We start from the raw sequence: 22,487 nt of genomic DNA, 5'->3' as shown, positions 1-22,487 counted from the left end.
GCGGTACGCCGCGAGGCTGCCTATCCTTGGGCACGACATGCAGAATCCAACCGCCTCCGTCGCGACCGACCCGGTTCGCGAGCTGCACCGCCGCCTGACCCCTCTGATGTTCCGCGACCAGCGCCGGCTCCAGCGGCGGCTGGACGGTGCCCGCAAGCTGCGCGACCCGCAGCGGCGGGAGGCGGCGCTGACCGAGATCACCGCCGACCTGGTCCGGGCCGAGCAGCGGCTCGCCGCCCGCCAGGCCGCGGTGCCGGTGATCACGTACCCGGTGGGTCTGCCGGTCAGTGAGCGCAAGGACGACATCGCCGCCGCCATCCGCGACCACCAGGTGGTGATCGTGGCGGGCGAGACCGGCTCCGGCAAGACCACCCAGATCCCCAAGATCTGCCTGGAGCTGGGGCGCGGGGTGCACGGCCTGATCGGGCACACCCAGCCCCGGCGGTTGGCCGCCCGCACGGTGGCCGACCGGATCGCCGACGAGCTGGGCACCGAGTTGGGCGACGTGGTCGGCTACAAGGTGCGCTTCACCGACCAGGTCAGCGAGCGCAGCCTGGTCAAGTTGATGACCGACGGCATCCTGCTGGCCGAGTTGCAGACCGACCGGATGCTGCGCCAGTACGACACGTTGATCATCGACGAGGCGCACGAGCGCAGCCTCAACATCGACTTCATCCTCGGGTACCTGCGGGAGCTGCTGCCCCGCCGACCCGACCTCAAGGTGATCATCACCTCGGCGACCATCGAGACCGACCGGTTCGCCCGGCACTTCGCCGGGCCGGCCACGGCCGACGAGCCGGAGGGCGTGCCCGCGCCGGTGGTCGAGGTCTCCGGCCGCACCTACCCGGTGGAGGTGCGCTACCGGCCGCTGCTCGAACTCGCCGAGGGCGAGGAGGCCGGCGACGGCGACGAGGAGACCGTCCGTGACCAGATCCAGGCGATCGGCGACGCCGTGGAGGAGTTGGCCGCCGAGGGCCCCGGCGACATCCTGGTCTTCCTCAGCGGCGAGCGGGAGATCCGGGACACCGCCGACGCGCTCGGCAAACTCGTGCAGACCAAGCGCCCGCTGCTCGGCACCGAGATCCTGCCGCTGTACGCGCGGCTGTCCAGCGCCGAGCAGCACCGCGTCTTCGCCGCGCACAGCTCACGCCGGGTGGTGCTCGCCACGAACGTCGCGGAGACCTCGCTGACGGTGCCCGGCATCAAGTACGTGGTGGACCCGGGCACCGCCCGCATCTCCCGCTACTCCAGCCGGCTCAAGGTGCAGCGGCTGCCGATCGAGCCGGTCTCCCAGGCGTCGGCCAACCAGCGCAAGGGCCGCTGCGGCCGTACCTCCGACGGCATCTGCATTCGCCTCTACGACGAGCAGGACTTCCTGTCCCGCCCCGAGTTCACCGACCCGGAGATCCTGCGCACCAACCTCGCGTCGGTCATCCTCCAGATGACCGCGATCGGGCTCGGCGACCTCGCCGCGTTCCCGTTCATCGACCCACCGGACAAGCGCAACATCAGCGACGGCGTCAACCTGCTGCACGAGCTGGGCGCGTTGGACCCGACCGAGGCCGACCCGGCGAAGCGACTCACCACGCTGGGCCGGCGGCTGGCCCAGTTGCCGGTCGACCCGCGGCTGGCCCGGATGGTGGTCGAGGGCGAACGCAACGGCTGCGCCACCGAGGTGTTGGTGATCGCCGCCGCGCTCTCCATCCAGGACCCGCGCGAGCGGCCGGCGGAGAAGCAGACCCAGGCCGACCAGGCGCACGCCCGGTTCGCCGACAAGGAGTCGGACTTCGTCGCCTACCTCAACCTGTGGCGCTACCTGCGCGAGCAGCAACGGGAGCTGTCCTCCAGCGCGTTCCGCCGGATGTGCAAGGCGGAGTACCTCAACTACCTGCGGATCCGCGAGTGGCAGGACATCGTCGGCCAGTTGCGTCAGGTGCTGCGTACCCCGCAGCAGGAGGGTGACCGGCGTGGTGGGCGGCCGGCGCGCGACGCCGCCGACGACGCGGACGCCGGCCGGGGTGCGAGCCGCCGGGGCGGCGCGGACCTGCCGGAGGAGATCGACACCCCGAAGGTGCACCAGTCGCTGCTGCCCGGCCTGCTGTCGCACGTGGGCCTCAAGGACGCCCAGAAACACGAGTACCTGGGTGCGCGGGGCGCGAAGTTCGGGATCTTTCCCGGGTCGGCGTTGTTCAAGAAGCCGCCGCGCTGGGTGATGGCGGCCGAGTTGGTGGAGACCTCCCGGCTGTGGGGCCGCATCGCCGGCCGGGTCGAGCCGGAGTGGGTCGAGCCCCTCGCGCAGCACCTGGTCAAGCGCAGCTACAGCGAGCCGCACTGGGAGAAGAAGCAGGCCGCGGTGATGGCCTACGAGAAGGTCACCCTGTACGGCGTCCCGCTGGTCAGCTCCCGCAAGGTCAACTTCGGTCGGATCGATCCGGCGTTGAGCCGGGAGCTGTTCATCCGGCACGCCCTGGTCGAGGGCGACTGGCAGACCCACCACCAGTTCTGGGCGGACAACAAGCGGTTGCTCGCCGAGATCGAGGAGTTGGAGAGCCGGGCCCGCCGCCGGGACATCCTGGTCGACGACGAGACCATTTTCGGCTTCTACGACCAGCGGATCCCCGCCGACGTGTCCTCCGGCCGGCATTTCGACAGTTGGTGGAAGAAGACCCGCCGTGAGCAGCCCGACCTGCTCACGTTCACCCGCGAGGTGCTGGTCAACGACGGCCGGCCGGGGGTGGACGAGGACGACTACCCGGACGAGTGGCAGGCCGACGGGGTGCGCCTGCCGCTGACCTACCGCTTCGAGCCGGGCACGCCCGACGACGGCGTTACCGTGGACATCCCGCTGCCGCTGCTCAACCAGGTGCCGGCGGAGAGCTTCGACTGGCAGGTGCCGGGGCTGCGCGAGGAGACGGTGATCGCGCTGATCCGCTCGCTGCCCAAGGCGATCCGCCGCAACTTCGTCCCGGTGCCGGACTACGCCCGGGCCGCCCTGGCGACGATCACCCCCGGTGAGACGTCGCTGCTGGACGCGCTCACCCGTGAGCTGCGCCGGATGACCGGGGTGACAGTGCCCCGCGACGCCTGGGAGCCGGGCAAGCTGCCCGCCCACCTGCGGGTGACCTTCCGGGTCCTCGGCGACGACGACAAACCGGTCGCCGAGGGCAAGGACCTGCCGGCCCTGCAACGCCAACTGCGTCAGGAGGTACGCCAGGTGGTGGCGGCCGCCGCGCCGGAGGTGGCCCGCACCGGGCTGCGCGAATGGAGCATCGGCACCCTGCCGCGGACCATCGAGCAGGTCCGCGCTGGCTATGCGGTGACCGCGTACCCGGCGCTCGTCGACGAGGGCACGACGGTCGGGGTGAAGGTGTTCGACTCCCCCGCCGAGGCGGAGGCGGCACACTGGGCCGGCACCCGCCGGTTGTTGCGGCTCACCGTGCCGTCCCCGGCGCGGTTCCTGCAGGGCCGGCTCACCAACGAGGCGAAGCTGGCGCTGAGCCGCAACCCGCACGGCGGCGTGCAGGAGCTGATCGAGGACGCGGCCGGCGCGGCCATCGACCGGCTGATCGGTGCGGCCGGCGGGCCGGCCTGGGACGCCGACGGGTTCGCGGCGCTGCGGGAGAAGGTCCGGGCCGACCTGGTCGACACCGTGGTCGAGGTGATGGACCGGGCCCGCCGGGTGCTCGCCGCCGCGTACGCCGTGGAGCAGCGGCTCGGCGCCACCCGCAACCTCGCCGTGGTGGCCGCGCTTGCCGACATCCGCAAGCAGCTCGCCGGGCTGGTGCACGCCGGTTTCATCACCGAGGCGGGCTACGCCCGGCTGCCCGACCTGCTGCGTTACCTGACCGCCATCGAGCGCCGGTTGGAACGCCTCGGCGGCAATCCGCAGCGGGACCGCCAGCAGCAGGACCGGATCGCGGTGGTGCAGAAGGAGTACGACGACCTGCTCGCCGCGCTGCCGCCGGCCCGCCGACAGGAGGCCGCCGTACGGCAGATCCGCTGGATGATCGAGGAGTTGCGGGTGAACGTGTTCGCCCAAGCGCTGGGCACCCCGTACCCCGTCTCCGAACAGCGGATCTACCGGGCGATGGACGACGCCGAGGGCCGCTGACCGACTCCGGTCGGTCGGCGGCTTGTCCGTCCTTTGCTCTGCACCCGCCGAGGCGACACTCACGGCCGGTGGCCGGTTGTTCGTCCGCCGCCCTTTGCTCTGCACCCGCGGAGGCGACACTCACGGTCCGTAGCTGGCGCCTCCGCGGGTGCAGAGCAAAGGGAACGCACGACCCTCGCGGCGGTCAGCGCGCGTGCACGGAGAGCCCTCGGGGGCCTGCCACGGTCCGGACGGCGCTGGCCAGCGCCGGGCCGCGGGGCTCCCCGACGGCGGCTGACCACCAGGCCCGGTTCTCCCGGTACCAGCGGAAGACCTCGTCCAGCCCGTCGACGAACCGGATCTGCGGCGCGAAGCCGAGCTCTTCGGTGATCTTGCGATAGTCCAGCGAGTAACGCTGGTCCTGCACCTTGCGGTCCGGCACGTGCCGGACCCGTTCCCAGCCGACACCGGCCAGCCGCAGGATCCGCTCGGCGAGGGCGCGGTTGGTGAGTTCGAGGTCGCCACCGATGTTGTAGACCTCGCCGGCCCGGCCCTTGGCCAGCACCAGCGCGATGGCCCGGCAGTGGTCGTCCACGTGCAGCCACTCGCGCACCGCGCTGCCGTCGCCGTGCAGGGTGATGTCCTGACCGGTGAGCAGGCTGGTGACGAAGCGGGGAATGACCTTCTCCACGTGCTGGTACGGGCCGTAGTTGTTGGCGCAGCGGGTGATCGACACGTCCACGTCGTACGTGCGCCAGTAGGACCGGACCACGCAGTCGCTGGCGGCCTTGGACGCCGCGTACGGGGAGTTGGGCTCCAGCGCGCAGCTCTCGTTCCAGGAACCCGCGCTGATCGAGCCGTACACCTCGTCGGTGGAGACGTGCACGACCCGGCCGACACCACCGCGGGCACACGCGGCCAGCAGGTGGTGCGAACCCATCACGTTTGTCTCGAAGAACGGCGCCGGGTCGTCGATGGATCGGTCGACGTGGGACTCGGCGGCGAAGTGCACCACGGCGTCGTGCCCCGGCACCACGTCGGCGAGCAGCTGTCGGTCGCAGATGTCCCCCCGGACGAACGTGAGGCGGGGGTGCGCGAGCGGCAGGTTGGCCCGATCACTGGCATAGGTCAGCTTGTCGATCACGGTCACGTCCGCGTGCTCGAACCCGACGTATCGCCCGTCGAGCAGACTGCGCGCGAAATGCGATCCGATGAAGCCAGCACCGCCGGTAACCAGGATCCTCATGGATGGCCTCCCTGCCGGCGGGGAACGCCGTCGGTGAGTCGTACGGAGACGAATGGGGCTTTTGCCCGCAAGGAATCACCTTAGGTGACAGGCATCGGCACCGACCGTGATATTTACGCCTTAAGCACGAATTAACTCAGCGGGTCGATTACCGGACCCGCTCAGAGCGGATCCACGCCGGGTGGCAGGTCGTCGCCGTCGATCGCCGAGTGGATGTAGTCCAGCAGGATCCGCCGGAGCTCCCGGCCGGCGTGGGTCGGCACGACGTCGCGGCGCCGGGCCACCGCGATGGTCCGCCGCACCCCGGGCGGGGCCAGCGGGGTGGCCCGCACGGCCGGCCGACGAGCCAGCACGATGCCCGGCACCAACGCGATGCCGAGCCCCGCCTCGACGAAGCTGAGCACCGCGTCCATCTCGCCTCCGTCCACCGCGAAGGTCGGCTCGAAGCCCGCGTCGCGGCACGCCTGGATGGTGGCGTCGCGCAGGTCGTACCCCTCCCGGAACATCACCATCGGCTGGTCGCGCAGGTCGGTGATGTGCAGCTCCCCGGTCGCCGAGGCGGTCGGCACCTCCGCCACCGAGGCCACCACCAGGCTCTCCCGCAGGATCGGGTCGACGCGCAGGCCCGGGTCGGCACCCTGGGCCGGCATGATGATCAGCGCCAGGTCGAGGTCGCCGCGGAGCAGGTCACGGACGAGATCCTGCGATCCGCTCTCCTCAACCCGGAGGTCGATGGTGGGGTGGGCGTCACGGAACCGGCGCAGCACCGGCGGGGCGAGCGAGGTGGCCAGGCTCGGGGTCGCCCCGAGCCGGACCCGACCCCGGCGCAGCCCGACCAGCTCCTGCACCTCCCGGGTGGCGGTCTCCACGTCGGCGAGGATGCGGGTGGCCAACGGCAGCAGCACCTCGCCCGCCGCGGTGAGGGCGATGTTGCCCCTTACCCGCTCGAACAGCGGCGCACCGAGGTCGGCCTCCAGAGCGTGAATTTGCTTACTCAGTGAGGGCTGAGTTATGCCGACGATGTCGGCGGCATGAGTGAAATGTCGTACTTCGGCCACCGCAACGAAGTACCGCAGCTGATGGAGTTGCATCTACATAGCTTACGGCTATCAACACTACGAGTTTGATGCATTGGACGACTGATCGAAGTGCTCCTAGCGTCGGTTCCGTGGTCATCACGAAAACTCGGTCGCCCATCCGCTCGAACGTCGGCCTCAAAGCCGTCATGGCGGTGACGGGCATCCTGCTGGCGCTGTTCCTGATCGCGCACATGTTCGGCAACCTGAAGGTGTTCACGGGGGAGACCTCGTTCGACCACTACGCGCACTGGCTGCGCGACATCGGCAAGCCGCTGCTGCCCGGCGTCTGGTTCCTGTGGATCCTGCGTACCGCGCTGGTGGTGGCGGTCGTCGCCCACATCGTGGCGGCCACCGTGCTGGCCCGGCGCGCCCGCGCGGCCCGCCCGGTCAAGTACGCCCACCGCAAGAAGGTCAACGGCAGCTACGCCGCCCGCACGATGCGCTGGGGTGGCGTGATCATCCTGCTCTTCGTGATCTACCACCTGCTGGACCTCACCACCGGCACGCTCAACCCGGTCGGCGACGCCAGCAAGCCGTACGGCAACGTCGTCGCCGACTTCGCGCCGGAGCGCTGGTACGTCACGCTCTTCTACACGCTCGCCATCCTCGCGGTGGGCTTCCACCTGCGCCACGGCGCGTTCAGCGCGTTCCGCAGTCTCGGCCAGCAGACGCCCCGCGGCGAGCGCCGGGCGCGCACCGCCGCGCTGGTCTTCGCCGTGCTGCTCTGCGCCGGATACCTGGTGGTCCCGTTCGCCGTACTCACCGGATTGGTGTCCTGACATGGAACTCTTCACCGAGGGCGACCCGATCGCCGACACCAGGGCTCCCGCCGGCCCGGTCGAGAAGCGTTGGGAGACCCGACGCTTCGAGGCCAAGCTGGTCAACCCCGCCAACCGTCGCAAGATGACAGTGATCGTGGTCGGCACCGGCCTGGCCGGCGGCTCGGCCGCGGCGACCCTGGCCGAGCAGGGCTACCACGTCAAGTCCTACTGCTACCAGGACAGCCCGCGCCGGGCGCACTCCATCGCGGCACAGGGCGGCATCAACGCGGCGAAGAACTACCGCAACGACGGCGACTCCGTACACCGGCTGTTCTACGACACCGTCAAGGGCGGCGACTTCCGCTCCCGGGAGTCGAACGTGCACCGGCTCGCCGAGGTGTCGGTCAACATCATCGACCAGTGCGTCGCCCAGGGTGTGCCGTTCGCCCGCGAGTACGGCGGCCTGCTGGACACCCGCTCCTTCGGTGGCGCCCAGGTGCAGCGCACCTTCTACGCCCGGGGCCAGACGGGCCAGCAACTGCTGCTCGGCGCGTACCAGGCCCTGGAGCGGCAGATCGGCCTCGGCAACGTGGAGATGAACGCCCGGCACGAGATGCTGGAGCTGGTCATCGTCGACGGCAAGGCCCGGGGCATCGTCGTCCGCGACCTGGTCACCGGCGAGATCAGCACCGAGATGGCCGACGCCGTCGTGCTCGCCTCCGGCGGCTACGGCAACGTCTTCTACCTCTCCACGAACGCCAAGGGCTGCAACGTCACCGCTACCTGGCGGGCCCACCGCAAGGGCGCGTACTTCGCCAACCCCTGCTACACGCAGATCCACCCGACCTGCATCCCGGTCTCCGGCGACCACCAGTCGAAGCTGACCCTGATGAGCGAGTCGCTGCGCAACGACGGCCGGGTCTGGGTGCCGAAGACCAAGGGCGACGACCGCAGCCCCAAGGACATCCCCGAGGACGAGCGGGACTACTACCTGGAGCGGATCTACCCCTCCTTCGGCAACCTGGTCCCCCGCGACATCGCCTCCCGCGCCGCCAAGAACGTCTGCGACGAGGGCCGCGGCGTCGGGCCGACCAAGCTCGGTGTCTACCTCGACTTCGCCGACGCGATCGGTCGGCTCGGCCGCAAGGCCATCGAGGCCAAGTACGGCAACCTCTTCGAGATGTACGAGCGGATCACCGGCGAGGACCCGTACGAGGTGCCGATGCGCATCTACCCCGCCGTGCACTACACGATGGGCGGCCTCTGGGTCGACTACGACCTCCAGTCGAGCATCCCCGGCCTGTTCGTGATCGGCGAGGCGAACTTCTCCGACCACGGCGCGAACCGCCTCGGCGCCTCGGCGCTGATGCAGGGCCTCGCCGACGGCTACTTCGTCCTGCCCACCACGATCGCCAACTACCTGGCGTCGGGCGGGTTGGAGAAGGTCGACGCCAGCCACCCGGCGGCCGTCGAGGCCCGTACCGAGGTCGAGGACCGGATCCAGCGGCTGCTCGCCGTCGACGGCGACCGCACCGTGGACTCGTTCCACCGGGAGCTGGGCCAGATCATGTGGGAACACTGCGGCATGGAACGCAGCGAGGCCGGGCTGCGCAAGGCGATCGACGAGATCCGCGACCTGCGCGAGCAGTTCTGGCAGCGGGTCAAGGTGTCCGGCACCGGCGAGGAACTCAACCAGTCGCTGGAGAAGGCCGGCCGGGTTGCCGACTTCTTCGAACTGGCCGAGCTGATGTGCATCGACGCCCTACACCGCGAGGAGTCCTGCGGCGGCCACTTCCGGGCCGAGCACCAGACCCCCGACGGTGAGGCGCAGCGCGACGACGACCGGTTCGCGTACGTGGCGGCCTGGGAGTTCACCGCCACCGGTGAACCCTCGGTGCTGCACAAGGAAGACCTGAAGTTCGAATACGTCCACCCCACGCAGCGGAGCTACAAGTGAACCTGACCCTGCGCATCTGGCGCCAGAAGGGCCCTGAGGACAAGGGTCGGATGGTGACCTACCCGGTCGACGACGTGTCCCCCGACATGTCCTTCCTGGAGATGCTCGACGTACTCAACGAGCGGCTGATCCTCGCCGGCGAGGACCCGGTCGCCTTCGACCACGACTGCCGCGAGGGCATCTGCGGCATGTGCGGCATGATGATCAACGGCGACGCGCACGGGCCGCAGCGCGGCACCACCGCGTGCCAGCTGCACATGCGGCAGTTCACCGACGGCGAGACGATCGACATCGAGCCGTGGCGGGCCAGCGCCTTCCCGGTCATCAAGGACCTGGTCGTCAACCGGGGCGCCTTCGACAAGATCATCGCCGCCGGTGGTTACATCACCGCACCGACCGGCAGCGCGCCCGAGGCGCACTCCACCCCGGTCGCCAAGGCCAACGCGGACGCCGCCTTCGAGTCGGCGGCCTGCATCGGCTGCGGCGCCTGCGTGGCAGCCTGCCCGAACGGCTCCGGCATGCTCTTCACCGCCGCCAAGCTCACCCAGCTCTCCCTGCTGCCGCAGGGCCAGCCGGAGCGCTACACCCGGGTCATCGGCATGGTCGACGCGCACGACGAGGCCGGTTTCGGCGGCTGCACCAACGCCGGCGAGTGCACCCCGGCCTGCCCGAAGGGCATCCCACTGAACACCATCGGCCGCCTCAACCGCGACTACCTCGCGGCCACCGCCAAGGGGGCCGGCAACACCCCCGGCTCCTGAGGCGCCACGCCACCCGGACCGCCGTGCCCCCGCACCTCCGGGGGTACGGCGGTTTGGCGTTTGCGGTCTCGTCTCGTCTGTTGCGGTCTCGTCTGTTGCGGTCTCGTCTGTTGCGGTCTCGTCTTTGGTTGCGGTGGGGGCTGGGACGACCGTCCCCGGCTCCGGGCGGTCAGGCTTGATCCCTCCGCCGGGGACGGTCGCCCCAGCCCTGACCTTGGTCACGGTCCGTCCGCCGGTTGCGCTTCTGCGGTGGTACGCCGGCGCCTGCCGAGCACCGAGGCCCCGCTGGCTGTCACGCCCCGCCCCTTCGCATCGCCTCACCGCCCCGCCACGCCCTGCCGCGCCTTGCCTCCTCGCTACGCCCCGCCGCTCTGCCTCGACTCGCCCCACCTCTTCGCCTCGACCCGCCATGTCTCCCCGCCACGCCCTGCCGCATCGCCTCACTACGCCCTGTCGCGCTCCGCCTCGGCTCTCCCCGCCTCGACTTCTCGGGCACTGCGCTCGGTCGCGCTCCACCTCGTCCCCCTCGCCTCGCGCCGGCTTCTCGGGCCACTGCGCTCGGCCGCACGCCACCTCACCCCTCTCGGAGCGCATGATCCACTCGGGTTTCAGGAAGTCGGGCTGTCGCCGGGCCTCGGATACCGCGACTTCAAGAAAGACGAGTTGATCAGCTCGACCTTGCCCTGGAGAACGCGCCAGCCGCACTGACAAAAGGGGCCAAGAAGGCAGATCGCACGTCCTGTGGGTCGCCGATCGGCGCCGGAAGCGCAGGGCGGACGCCACGACGGGCCAGCGCAGCGAGAACACGGGCAGACGCACCAGCAGACCAGGGCCGGAAGCAACGAGCGGTCCGCACCAGCGAGCCAGGGCAGGAAACACACGACCGGACCCCACCCACGCAAGCGCGGAGAGCGACGAGCAGACCAACCACACAAGCACGCAGAACACAGAACACAGAACACAGAACACAGAACACACCAGCGGGCCCCACCAACGAGCGCGCAGAACGCAGAGCACACCAGCGGACGTCGCCCCCGCGAGGGCTGGGGGCGACCGTCCCCGGCGGAGGGATCAAGCCTGACCGCCCGGAGCCGGGGACGGTCGCCCCCAGCCCGGACCGCAACCACCGACCAGCCAACAACCACCGACCAGACCCAACCGACACCAGGACCAACGCGGACCACCTGAGCCAGGAGGGCGCGAACCGTGGCCCTCGGGTGCGGCCGGTTCAACTCCTCTCTCCCGGGTAGCAGTCAGGCAGCGACCAAGGGAGGCGACCAGTCATGAAGGCGTTGACGTGGCAGGGCAAGCGGGACGTACGGGTCGAGGAGGTGCCGGACCCGCGGATCGAGGAGCCGACCGACGCGATCGTGAAGATCACGTCGACCGCGATCTGCGGCTCGGACCTGCACCTGTACGAGGTGCTCGGGCCGTACCTGAAGCCCGGTGACGTCCTGGGCCACGAACCGATGGGCATCGTCGAGGAGGTCGGGTCGGAGGTGACCGGGCTCCGGCCGGGCGACCGGGTGGTGGTGCCGTTCAACATCTCCTGCGGCAGTTGTTGGATGTGTAGCCGGCAGCTCTACGCGCAGTGCGAGACCACGCAGGTCACCAGCGAGGGCAAGGGCGCGTCGTTGTTCGGGTACACCTCGCTCTATGGTTCGGTGCCCGGCGGGCAGGCCGAGTACCTGCGGGTTCCGCAGGCCCACTTCGGCCCGATCAAGGTCCCGGAGACCGGTGCCGACGAGCGTTACCTCTACCTGTCCGACATCCTGCCCACCGCGTGGCAGGCCGTGAAGTACGCGGACACCCCGCCGGGCGGCACCCTGGCCGTGTTCGGGCTGGGCCCGGTCGGGCAGTTCTGCGCCCGGATCGGCCGTCATCTCGGTGCCGGCCGGGTGATCGGGTTGGACCTGGTGCCCGAGCGGCTGGAGTTGGCCCGCCGGCACGGCATCGAGGTGCTCGACGTGCGCGAGTTGTCCGATGTGCCGGGTGCGCTGATCGACCTGGTCGACGGGCGTGGCCCGGATGCGGTGATCGACGCGGTCGGCATGGAGGCGCACGGTTCGCCGGGCGGCAAGCTGGCCCACGCGGCCGTCGGGCTTCTGCCGGACAAGCTGGCCCAGGTGATGACCGACAAGGGCGCACTGGACCGGTTGTCGGTGCTGCACGCCGCCGTCAAGGCGGTCCGGCGCGGCGGCACCGTGTCGATCTCCGGCGTCTACGGCGGTGAGGTGGACCCGATGCCGCTGATGGAGATGTTCGATCGGGGCATCCAACTGCGGATGGGGCAGTGCCACGTGCGCCGGTGGACCGACGAGATCCTGCCGCTGCTCTCCGGCGACGACGATCCGCTGGGCGTGGAGGACCTGCGTACCCACCGGTTGCCGCTGGCGCGCGCTCCGCAGGCGTACGAGATGTTCCAGAAGAAGGACGACGGCTGCATCAAGGTCGTGCTCGAACCGTGAGCCGGGTGGTGGTGGTCGTCGGCGCGAGCAGCGGGGTCGGCCGGGCGACAGCCCGGGCGTTCGCCGAGCGCGGCGACCGCCTCGTCCTCGCGGCCCGCGCCACCACGACCCTTGCCGAGGTACGCGCGGAGTGCGCCGACGTCGACGTGCTGACCGTGCCGACCGACGTCACCGAGCCGGGCGCGTTGCAGGCGCTCGCGGACGCGGCGATCGGGCGGTTCGGTCGCATCGACGTCTGGGTGCACACGGCGGCGGTGATGGCCTACGGGCGCTTCGACGAGCTGCCCGAGCGGGTCTTCGACCAGGTGGTACGCACCGACCTGCTCGGCACCGCCGCCTCGGTGCGGGTGGCGCTGCGGCACTTCCGGGCTGCCGGAGCCGGCACCGTCGTTCTCACCGGCTCGGTGCTCGGGCACATCACCGCGCCGTACATGAGCGCGTACGTGGCCAGCAAGTGGGGGCTGCAGGGGCTGGCCCGGACGGTGCAGCAGGAGTTGCGCGACCGCCCGGAGATCCAGTTGTGCCTGGTCAACCCGGGCAGCGTGGACACTCCCGTCTACCAGCAGGCGGCGAACTATCTGGGCCGGATCGGGCGGCCCCCACCGCCGGTGACCAGCCCGCGGCGGGTGGCCCGGGCCATCGTGGACTGTGTGGACCGGCCGCGCCGGGAGGTCTCGGTGGGTCGGCTCAACGTGGTGTTGCGCGCCGGCTTCACCGTACTGCCGGGGGTCTACGACGTGTTGGTCGGGCCGTTGATGCGGGCGTTGGGCCTCGGTGGACGGCCGGTCGCCGCGCACGACGGCTCGGTCTTCGCCCCGAACCCGGCCGGCGAGGCGGTACGCGGCGGCCACCTCCCTGACCTGCGGCAACTCCTGTTCGGCACGGTTGGTGCGGTTGGCACCGCATTGCGCCGTCGGCTCGGCTGATCTGTTCGGGACTGTTTGCGACTGTTTGGGGTTCGTCTTGCGTCGATCAACTCGCCTAGGGTGGTGGGCCAGCAAGCGCTCTGGCGCTCCACTATGGGGGAGACGATTGACCATGCGACTGAACCGTAGGACCGCACTCGGGTTGGGCACGATGGCTACCGCGGGCACGGTGCTGGGCGCCGCCGCTCCGGCGAGCGCCGCCGAGAGCACCGAGGCCGCCCCGACCACCCCCGCCCGGGCCGCCACCCGGATTGCCTCGATCTTCACCAGGCACAGCACCGAGGCCGGCGGCAACTGGCAGGCGTACATCAGCGTGGCCGACCCGGCCGGGACGCCGGTGGTCGCGGTGGCGGCCGACGCGGACCGGCGGATCGAGGCGTACAGCGTCAACAAGATCGCGGTCGCCACGGCGGTGCTCGACAAGGTCGACCGCGGGCTGCTCACCCTGGACCAGCAGGTCGAGGTGACCGCGGCGATCGTGGTGCCGGGCGGTGACGGCATCTTCAGCCTGGACGGCGCGTACCCCAGTAAGGTGACGATCGGGCACGTGCTGGCCAACCTGCTGACCGTGTCGGACGACACCGCGGTACGGCTGTCTGGGCTGGTCGCCCCGGCCGCCGAGATCAACTCCATCCTGGTCGCCAAGGGCTTCCCGAACACCCAGGTCGAGCCGGTGGCCAACCCCAACCGGTTCTTCCTCGGCACCAGCACCCCGCGTGAGACGCACGACCTGCTGCGCGCCCTGGTCGGCGGCACCCTGCTCTCGCCCGCCTCGACCACGTACCTGCTGGGTATCCTGCGTTCGCCGGTGGCGTTCACCGACGGCATCCGGCGCACGATGTCCTCCGACGAGCGGGCGCGGATCGCCACCAAGGCCGGCTGGTACGCCGACGCCCGGCACGAGGCCGGCGTGATCTTCGACCGTTCCGGTGCGGCGGTGCTCACCTACGCGCTGTTCGCCGACGGTCAGGCTGACCCGGACAACTTCGGCGCCACCCACCCGGCGGTGCAGGCCCGCGCCGCCATGGGCCCCAAGTTCCTGGCCGCGGTGGACCGCATCGCGGGCGCGGGCAAGACGTTCCGGATCACCGCCCGCCGCCCCAGCAACGGCGGCTAGCAGGCCAAAGATCCAGCCAGCCCCTCCTCGAAGCCCCTGGCCGGCCTGCGGCGGGCCAGGGGCTTCGACACACCCGGCGTGGCGACCGCCGCGGCACCGTTCGGCGCGGGTGACTACCGTGTAGGGCGGACACGTCGGAGGGACGGCAATGGCACGAGCGCGGAGCACGGACGTCGAACGGTCGCTCGGGCGGCGGATGCGGGGCGCGGCGGGCCTGGCCGCGCTCGCCGGCCTGGCCTGGGTCGCCCGGGATGTGCCGGCGGCCCTCGGTGGCCGACTCAGCGGGGCCCGGGCCGAGCGCGCGGCCCGCTCACCCCAGTTCCGCGAGGGCACCTTCCACAACCGGGCCGGCACCCGCACCATGATCGCCGAGCCGGGGCGCAACCTGCTCCGCGAGCTGATCTTCGGCAAGCAGAAGCGGCGTCCCACCGCACCCGTGCCGCTGCTGCGCCCCAGCGCCGGCACGGCCGACACCGCCGACGAGCTCACCATCGTCTGGTACGGGCACGCCTCGACGCTCATCGAGATCGAGGGCCGGCGGGTGCTGCTCGACCCGGTGTGGAGCGACCGTTGCTCACCGTCCGGGCTGGTCGGCCCGCGTCGGCTGCACGAACCACCGGTACGACTCGACGAACTGCCCCCGCTGGACGCCATCCTCATCTCCCACGACCACTACGACCACCTCGACATGGCCACCGTGCGGGCGCTGCTGGCCGGGCAGTCCGCGCCGTTCCTGGTGCCGCTCGGTGTGGGCGCGCACCTGGACCGTTGGGGCGTACCGGCCGAACGGATCATCGAACTGGACTGGTCCGAGTCGCACCGGGTCGCCGGGCTGGAGATCACCGCGACCGCCGCCCAGCACTTCTCCGGTCGGGGGTTGCGCCGCGACGGCACCCTGTGGAGCTCCTGGGTGGTGGCCGGGGCGCGCCGCCGGGTCTTCTACACCGGCGACTCCGGCTACTTCGACGGGTACGCGGAGATCGGTGCCGAGCACGGCCCGTTCGACGTGACGCTGATGCAGATCGGCGCGTACGACCGGGCCTGGCCGACGATCCACATGTTCCCCGAGGAGGCCGTCAGCGCCCACCTCGACCTGCGCGGTGGGCTGTTCGTCCCGGTGCACTGGGCGACGTTCAACCTGGCCCTGCACGACTGGTCCGAGCCGGTCGACCGGCTGTGGGCCGAGGCGAAGGCCCGCGACGTGCGGCTCGCCGTGCCCCGCCCGGGTGAGCGGGTGGTGGTCGACGAGCCGCCCGCCGTCGACGGCTGGTGGCAGGCCATCGCCTGAACCAGGCCAAGGCAGGCATCGCCTGAACCAGGCCACAGCAGGCATCGCCTGAACCAGGCCGAGGCAGGCGTCGCCTGAGGGGCGGGCCGCTCAGAGCACGAACGCGTCGGTCCAGAGGGCACCGGAGCGGCCGGACAGCGCGTCCAGCATGGCCACCGCCTGTCCGTCGGTGAGCTGTGCGACGAAATCCACGATGGCCCGGCCCCGGGCCCGCCCGATCCGATCCGGGGTACGCGGGTGCAACTCCGCCTCGGCCAACTCGACCAGGTCGTGCAGTCGGCGGGGCAACCGGGACTCCTCCTCCGGGTCGAGTAGCCACTCCCAGAGCGCCTCGACCAGGGTGCCGAGCAGTCGGGCCTGGCCGCGTTGGTGCAGGGCGAGGTCCGGGCGGGCCAGCACGAAGCGGTGGTGGACGAACTTGAGCACCTGCACCTCGTGCCACTGCGCGCCGCCGAGCAGCACGTGCCCGGAACGCACCGAGGGCGCGTCGGTCACCGTGATCGCCTCGACGAAGCGCGTGGACCAGCGGGCGGAGAACCGCGCCACGTACTGCTCGGCTTCGATCGAACCGTCGAACGGCATCGCCAGCAGCCCGTCGACCAGCTCCTCGCGAACGTGCTCGACGGCGGCGGCGAAGGCGTCATCGTCCGCGATCCAGGCGTCCTTGCGGTGCAGCTGCCGACGGAGCCGCTCGATCGCCGCACCGGGTCGTCGCGCCGCGGTGGCCAGCGCCGCGTCGGTGATCGCCCGGAGTTGCCCGCTCTCGCGCTGCCAGGCCATCAGCTCGGCGGAGACCGACCCCTGTTGGAGCACACCGACCCGGTAGAAGTCCTCCACGTCGTGGATGGCGTACGCGATGTCGTCGGCGGTGTCCATCACGGACGCCTCCACGGTCTGCTGCCAGTCCGGGATGCGACAGGCGAACGGCTCCCGCGCCTGCCGCAGGTCGTCCAGTTCGGTGCGGTACGCGCCGAACTTCGACGAGCCGCTCTCCGGGTCGTCCGGCGGCGGGGTGGCGCCGCGCGGCGACGGGTCCATGGTGCGGGGGTGCGGGTCGGGGTGGTCCAGCCGGGTCCACGGGTACTTCAGCATCGCCGCGCGGACCGCCGCGGTCAGGTCCAACCCGGTAGTGGCCGCGCCCCGGATCTCGGTGCTGGTGACGATCCGGTACGACTGCGCGTTGCCCTCGAAACCGTCGGTGAGGCCGAGGCGCTGGCGGGCCAGCCGATCCAGCACCCGCTCCCCCAGGTGCCCGAACGGCGGGTGACCGAGGTCGTGGGCGAGCGCGGCGGCCTCCACCACGTCGGGGTCGCAGCCGCCAAGCTTGTCCAGCAGGTCACGCGACCGCTCGTCGGCGTTCAGCCGCTCGGCTACCGCCCGCGCGACCTGGGCGACCTTCAGGCTGTGGGTGAGCCGATTGTGCACCAGCAGCCCGGAGCCGACCGGGCTGATCACCTGGGTGACACCGCCGAGGCGGGCGAAGAACGGCGAGCCGACGATGCGGTCCCGGTCGGCGCGGAACGGGTTGGCCGTCAGGTCGCCGAGGGCCCGGGCGCTGCCGCCGAAGAGCCGCCGGGCGCGCGGCTCCGCAGGTGTTTCCATGATCGCCACGCTAGCGCAGGCCCGGCGGCGCCGTCCGGGGGTCACCCCGGCCGGGCCCGGCGACGTCAGCCCGGCCCGGCCGGGCGCGGCGACGCCGCCGGGGGCCGCCCGGCAGAATGCAGGCGGTATCCGCTCTGTGAAGGCGGATCGAGTCGAAGGCGGATCGAGATCGTGACCCAGTCTGTTCATCAGCGGATCGCCGACGAGCTCGGCGTGGCCGAGCGTCAGGTGCGGGCGGCCGTGGAGCTGCTCGACGGCGGCGCCACCGTGCCGTTCATCGCCCGTTACCGCAAGGAGGCCACCGGCCTGCTCGACGACACCCAGCTGCGCACGCTGGAGGAGCGGCTGCGCTACCTGCGCGAGCTGGACGAGCGACGGGCGGCGGTGCTGGAGTCCATCCGCGGTCAGGGCAAGCTGGACGAGGCCCTGGAAGCGCAGATCATGGCCGCCGACTCGAAGTCCCGGCTGGAGGACATCTACCTGCCGTACAAGCCGAAGCGGCGCACCCGGGCGCAGATCGCCCGGGAGGCCGGGTTGGCCCCGCTGGCCGAGACGCTGCTTGCCGACCCCAGTAAGGACCCACGGGCCACGGCCGCCGGGTTCGTCGACGCGGAGAAGGGCGTCGCGGACGCCGCCGCCGCGTTGGAGGGCGCGCGGGCCATCCTGATCGAGACCTTCGCGGAGGACGCCGACCTGATCGGCACGCTGCGCGAGCAGATGTGGTCGCGGGGGCGTCTGGTGTCCCGGGTACGCGAGGGTCAGGAGGCGGCCGGCGCCAAGTTCGCCGACTACTTCGACTTCTCCGAGCCGTACCCGAAGCTGCCCTCACACCGCATCCTGGCCATGTTCCGGGGTGAGAAGGAGGGCGTGCTCGACCTGACCATGGAGTCGGAGGAGGCCGGCGAGGCGGACGCGGTGCCGACCGGCCCGACCCGGTACGAGGCGGCCATCGCCGGCCGGTTCGGGGTGTCCGACGCGGGCCGACCGGCCGACCGTTGGCTGGCCGACACGGTGCGCTGGGCGTGGCGTACCCGGATCCTCATCCACCTCGGCGCGGACCTGCGGATGCGGCTGTGGCAGGCGGCCGAGGAGGAGGCGGTACGCGTCTTCGCCACCAACCTGCGCGACCTGCTGCTGGCCGCCCCGGCCGGCACCCGCCCGACGATGGGCCTGGACCCGGGCCTGCGGACCGGCGTGAAGGTGGCAGTGGTGGACGCCACCGGCAAGGTGCTCGCCACCGACACCATCTACCCGCACGAGCCGCGCCGGCAGTGGGACGCGTCGGTCGAGGCCCTCGCCCGGCTGGCCGGGGCGCACGGGGTGGAGCTGATCGCCATCGGCAACGGCACCGCCTCGCGGGAGACCGACAAGCTGGCCGCTGACCTGATCAAGCGGCACCCGCAGCTCAACCTGACCAAGGTGATGGTCTCCGAGGCCGGCGCGTCGGTCTACTCCGCCTCCGCGTACGCCTCCCAGGAGCTGCCGGGGATGGACGTGTCGCTGCGGGGGGCGGTGTCCATCGCCCGCCGACTCCAGGACCCGCTCGCCGAGCTGGTCAAGATCGATCCACGGTCGATCGGGGTCGGCCAGTACCAGCACGACCTGTCCGAGGTGAAGCTGTCCCGGTCGCTGGACGCGGTGGTGGAGGACTGCGTCAACGCGGTCGGGGTGGACGTCAACACCGCCTCCGCGCCGCTGCTGACCCGGGTCTCCGGGATCGGCGCCGGCCTGGCCGAGAACATCGTGTTGCACCGGGACGCCAACGGGCCGTTCCGTTCGCGTACCGAGTTGAAGAAGGTGGCGCGGCTCGGGCCGAAGGCGTTCGAGCAGTGCGCGGGCTTCCTGCGCATCCCCGACGGCGACGACCCGCTGGACTCGTCCAGCGTGCACCCCGAGGCGTACCCGGTGGTGCGCCGGATCCTCGCCAGCACCGGGCAGGACCTGCGCTCGGTGATCGGCAGGAGCGCGATCCTGCGCGGGCTGCGGGCCACCGACTTCGTCGACGACCGGTTCGGCCTGCCCACCGTCACCGACATCCTCGCCGAGTTGGAGAAGCCGGGCCGTGATCCCCGGCCGGAGTTCCGCACCGCGACCTTCGTCGAGGGGGTGGAGAAGATCGGCGACCTGACCCCGGGCATGGTGCTGGAGGGTGTGGTCACCAACGTGGCCGCGTTCGGCGCCTTCGTGGACGTCGGGGTGCACCAGGACGGTCTGGTGCACGTGTCGGCGATGTCCCGGACCTTCGTCAAGGACCCCCGCGAGGTGGTCAAGTCCGGTGACGTGGTGCGGGTGCGGGTGCTCGACGTGGACGTACCCCGAAAGCGGATCTCGCTGACTCTGCGCCTGGAAGACGAGCCGGCCGCCGCCGGTGGCGATGGTCGGACGAGCCAGGAGGGGCGCGGCGGCCCGGCCCAGCGCGGACCGCAGGGTGGACGCGGCGGGCAGCCGGGGTCCGCCGATCGCGGCGGGTCCGGCGGCCAGGCAGGGTCCGGCGGTCGCGGCGGATCCGGCGGCCAGGGCGGATCCGGCGGTCGCGGCGGCCAGGGCGCACGGGGCGGCCAGCAGCGGCAGGGCGCACCGGCACCGGCCAACGACGCGATGGCGGAGGCTCTGCGCCGCGCAGGACTCGCCTGATCCGTCGGCCGGCGCGAGGAGGCGCCCGGAATGCCCCAAGGTGGGACGGTCATCCTCGGCCCGCCCGCGACAACATCCAGGCCGAACCACCCCACCCCCCACCCACCCCCACCCCCACCCTCCGTCGATCATGGAGTTGTTGTCACGACACGCCGGCCGCGGTGGCTATAACCCCATGATCGACGGAGGGGTGGGGGTGGGGTGGGTGACGGAGGGGTGGGGGTGGGGTGGGGGTGGGGGGTAATCGGGTCGCGCGGTGGTGGGGTTTGGGGTGATGATCTCGCGGTGCGGATGCATGCCGACCAGGTGGACGTGAGCGCGGACGTGGTTGCCGCGCTGGTGGCCGAGCAGTTTCCGCGTTGGCGCGGCCTGCCGATCCGGCCGCTTCCCTCGGCTGGCACGGTGAACGCCCTGTTCCGGCTCGGTACGGAGTTCGTGCTGCGGTTTCCGCTGCGGCCCTCCGCCGATCCTGACCTGGGCGCCGCGCTGCGGCGGGAGCAGGAGCACGCCGTACTGCTCGCCGCGCACCTGCCGGTCGCGGTGCCCGAGCCACTCGGCCTCGGTGCGCCGGGCGACGGGTACCCCGGGCCGTGGACGGCGTACCGGTTCATCCCCGGGGAGACGGCGCGGCCGGACCGGATCGGCAACGCCGACGTCTTCGCCCGTGACCTGGCCGCTGTCGTGGTCGCCCTGCACGGCATCGACAGCGGCGGACGATCGTGGTCCGGGGCTGGTCGGGGCGGGCCACTGGCCGACCAGGATGCCGGCGTACGGGCTGCCCTCGCCGTCAGCGGCGACCTCACCGACACCGCCGCGCTCGCCCGGGTGTGGGACCGGTGCCGGCAGGCGGGTCGGGCTGACCCGGCCGACGGGTGGATCCACGCCGATCTGATGCCGGGCAATCTGCTGGTCCGCGATGGTCGCCTGGTCGCGGTCATCGACCTGGAGTCGGTCAAGGTCGGCGACCCGGCGGTGGACCTGATGCCGGCGTGGAACATGTTCGACCCCGGGCCGCGGGAAACGTACCGGCGGGCGTTGGGCGTGGACGACGCCACCTGGGAGCGGGGGCGCGGTTGGGCGCTGGAACAGGCGATCAACGCACTGCCGTACTACGTGGAGACGAACCCGGTGATGGCCGGCATCGCCCAGCACACCCTGCTGGCCGTACTCGACTGAGTCGGGTCGCGTACCGTCGGCTCGTGGGTGAGGGCGACGGCCGTGAGTGGCGGGAGCGGCAGCGGCAGGCGGTGCGGGCGCACGCCGACGCGGACGCTCGGCGGCGGGCCGCCGAGCAGTCGCAGGCGGCGGAGTTGGTGGCCTGGTTCGTGGCGGAGGCGACCTTGCGAGGGCTGCCCACCACCCGGCTGGTGGCCCGGGGGTACGACGGGCGCGGGCGCTACCGGACGAGGCTGACCGGCTGGTACGTCGACCGGGCCGGGACCCGGGCGGTGGACGTGGACGGTCGGTTCCACCTGTTGACGGTGCCCGGGGGCGTGCGGGCCCGGCTGTTCGGGGTCGACCCGCAGCCCAGCCCGGCGCCGTTGGTGATCGGGGCGGGAGGCCGCGACGGCGAGTCGATCCCGTTGCGGACGCTGCTCACCCGGCTGCTGGACGGCGGGACCGGCGGGCCAGGTTCCACCACCAGACCTGCTGCACCACGAGGGTGAGCAGCCCGGCCAGAACGATCGCGCACAGGTTGATCACCAGTTGGAGCGCCGAGCCGCCCGCCTCGTCCCACACCCCGTAGGCGGCGGCCACCGCGACGTTCGCCGCGGCCGGCACCGTGGTCACCGAGATCAGCACCCCGACGAGGCTGCCGGACTTCTTGGACGTCAATGACAGCATGCCGGCCACACCGGCGAGCAGGCCGACCACCCAGGACAATGCGTCCGGCCGCCAGATGAAGTCGGTGAGCGGACGGTCGGCGAGCAGCATCTCCCGACTGACCAGGCCAGCGGCGGTCAGTGCCCAGGTGCTCAGCACGGTCGCCATCATGGCCGCCAGGAAGCCGACCGAGAGCGCCTGCACCGAGCGGCCGATCACCCCGAGCCGCCGGCGCAGCAGCGCCACGCAGAGCGCGGCCAGGGGGCCGAACTCCGGGCCGACCACCATCGCCCCGACGATGAGGATCGGCTGGTCCAGCAGCACGCCGATGCCAGCGATCATGGTGGCCACCACGATCAGTACGAGGTAGGTGCCGGACAGCTCGGTCTGCTCGCCGGTCTTCGCGGCGATCTCGTCCCAGACCACCGCGTCCGCGCCGCTGCCGGGGGCCCGCCGGGCGGCCCGGTCGGCCGCGCTCGAGAGGGTCAGCTCCACGTCGTCGGCCGCGATGCCACCGCTGGTGTCCACGCCGATCCGCTGCAAACCCTGCAACACCTTGTCGGCGCTTTCCCGCACCACGTCGCAGAGGATGAGGTCACCCTTCGGCTGCCGGGCCGCACCGGGCAGCACGGCCAGGTGCGTCACCCCCGCATCGGTGGCGAGCAGGTCGACGACCTCGGACGACCGGTCGGCCGGGGCAATCACCCTCAGGTGCAGCACTCGTTCTCCCTGGT

Annotated in this window: 15 protein-coding genes; 11 read left to right on the top strand and 4 right to left on the bottom strand. The window is 71.5% G+C overall.

All coding sequences use genetic code 11. The features are described from left to right. Positions 1-37: 37 nt before the first annotated feature. Positions 38-4,111: an ATP-dependent RNA helicase HrpA gene (gene hrpA / locus AB0B57_RS30700; protein ID WP_357077622.1), complete on the top strand. Its 4,074-nt coding sequence runs from the start codon at positions 38-40 to the stop codon at positions 4,109-4,111. A gap of 184 nt (positions 4,112-4,295) precedes the next feature. On the opposite strand, the gene rfbB is transcribed toward hrpA, so the two are convergent. Both rfbB and AB0B57_RS30690 read right to left on the bottom strand, forming a co-directional pair. After that, positions 4,296-5,336 carry a dTDP-glucose 4,6-dehydratase gene (gene rfbB / locus AB0B57_RS30695; protein WP_357077619.1) on the bottom strand — a complete coding sequence of 347 codons (1,041 nt, stop codon included), beginning with the start codon at positions 5,334-5,336 and terminating at the stop codon, positions 4,296-4,298. Positions 5,337-5,497: 161 nt separating this feature from the next. Beyond that, positions 5,498-6,427, bottom strand: coding sequence for a LysR family transcriptional regulator (locus tag AB0B57_RS30690; RefSeq protein WP_357077616.1), 930 nt, complete (start codon positions 6,425-6,427; stop codon positions 5,498-5,500). Between the two features lie 83 nt (positions 6,428-6,510). Between AB0B57_RS30690 and AB0B57_RS30685 the strand changes: the two genes are divergently transcribed. The 7 genes from AB0B57_RS30685 (at position 6,511) to AB0B57_RS30655 (ending at position 15,693) form a co-directional block, all read left to right on the top strand. Further along, a complete protein-coding gene (locus AB0B57_RS30685) occupies positions 6,511-7,194 on the top strand; it encodes a succinate dehydrogenase cytochrome b subunit (RefSeq protein ID WP_357077715.1) in 684 nt (227 codons plus the stop codon). A 1-nt stretch (position 7,195) separates the two neighbouring features. Beyond that, positions 7,196-9,133, top strand: coding sequence for a fumarate reductase/succinate dehydrogenase flavoprotein subunit (locus AB0B57_RS30680; protein WP_357077613.1), 1,938 nt, complete (start codon positions 7,196-7,198; stop codon positions 9,131-9,133). After that, a complete protein-coding gene (locus AB0B57_RS30675; protein WP_357077610.1) occupies positions 9,130-9,894 on the top strand; it encodes a succinate dehydrogenase/fumarate reductase iron-sulfur subunit in 765 nt (254 codons plus the stop codon). The genes AB0B57_RS30680 and AB0B57_RS30675 overlap by 4 nt, the downstream gene beginning before the upstream one ends. A 1,283-nt stretch (positions 9,895-11,177) precedes the next feature. Next, positions 11,178-12,362, top strand: coding sequence for a zinc-dependent alcohol dehydrogenase (locus tag AB0B57_RS30670; protein WP_357077607.1), 1,185 nt, complete (start codon positions 11,178-11,180; stop codon positions 12,360-12,362). After that, a complete protein-coding gene (locus tag AB0B57_RS30665; protein ID WP_357077604.1) occupies positions 12,359-13,288 on the top strand; it encodes an SDR family NAD(P)-dependent oxidoreductase in 930 nt (309 codons plus the stop codon). Before AB0B57_RS30670 ends, AB0B57_RS30665 begins: the two co-directional genes overlap by 4 nt. Before the next feature lie 112 nt (positions 13,289-13,400). Next, a complete protein-coding gene (locus AB0B57_RS30660; protein ID WP_357077601.1) occupies positions 13,401-14,405 on the top strand; it encodes a serine hydrolase in 1,005 nt (334 codons plus the stop codon). Positions 14,406-14,553: 148 nt separating this feature from the next. After that, positions 14,554-15,693 carry an MBL fold metallo-hydrolase gene (locus AB0B57_RS30655; RefSeq protein WP_357077598.1) on the top strand — a complete coding sequence of 380 codons (1,140 nt, stop codon included), beginning with the start codon at positions 14,554-14,556 and terminating at the stop codon, positions 15,691-15,693. A 90-nt stretch (positions 15,694-15,783) separates the two neighbouring features. On the opposite strand, the gene dgt is transcribed toward AB0B57_RS30655, so the two are convergent. Then, a complete protein-coding gene (gene dgt, locus AB0B57_RS30650) occupies positions 15,784-17,295 on the bottom strand; it encodes a dGTP triphosphohydrolase (RefSeq protein ID WP_357077595.1) in 1,512 nt (503 codons plus the stop codon). Positions 17,296-17,466: 171 nt separating this feature from the next. On the opposite strand from dgt, the gene AB0B57_RS30645 reads away from it, so the two are divergent. The 3 genes from AB0B57_RS30645 (at position 17,467) to AB0B57_RS30635 (ending at position 21,596) form a co-directional block, all read left to right on the top strand. After that, the gene (locus tag AB0B57_RS30645; RefSeq protein ID WP_357077591.1) at positions 17,467-19,929 is read left to right on the top strand and encodes a Tex family protein; all 2,463 of its coding nucleotides are present in this window, start codon (positions 17,467-17,469) and stop codon (positions 19,927-19,929) included. Between the two features lie 291 nt (positions 19,930-20,220). After that, positions 20,221-21,105 carry an aminoglycoside phosphotransferase family protein gene (locus AB0B57_RS30640; RefSeq protein WP_357077712.1) on the top strand — a complete coding sequence of 295 codons (885 nt, stop codon included), beginning with the start codon at positions 20,221-20,223 and terminating at the stop codon, positions 21,103-21,105. A gap of 23 nt (positions 21,106-21,128) precedes the next feature. After that, positions 21,129-21,596: a hypothetical protein gene (locus AB0B57_RS30635; RefSeq protein ID WP_357077588.1), complete on the top strand. Its 468-nt coding sequence runs from the start codon at positions 21,129-21,131 to the stop codon at positions 21,594-21,596. Here AB0B57_RS30635 and AB0B57_RS30630 read toward each other — a convergent pair. Beyond that, positions 21,526-22,473: a DUF389 domain-containing protein gene (locus AB0B57_RS30630; protein ID WP_357077585.1), complete on the bottom strand. Its 948-nt coding sequence runs from the start codon at positions 22,471-22,473 to the stop codon at positions 21,526-21,528. The two genes, AB0B57_RS30635 and AB0B57_RS30630, sit on opposite strands and share 71 nt — an antisense overlap. Between the last annotated feature and the right edge of the window lie 14 nt (positions 22,474-22,487).

The organism is Micromonospora sp. NPDC049101, from assembly GCF_040648675.1.
In the GTDB taxonomy this organism is placed as follows: Bacteria; Actinomycetota; Actinomycetes; order Mycobacteriales; family Micromonosporaceae; genus Micromonospora.
The sequence above is the reverse complement of the archived record's forward strand: the minus strand, read 5'-3'. Positions and strand labels throughout refer to the sequence as shown.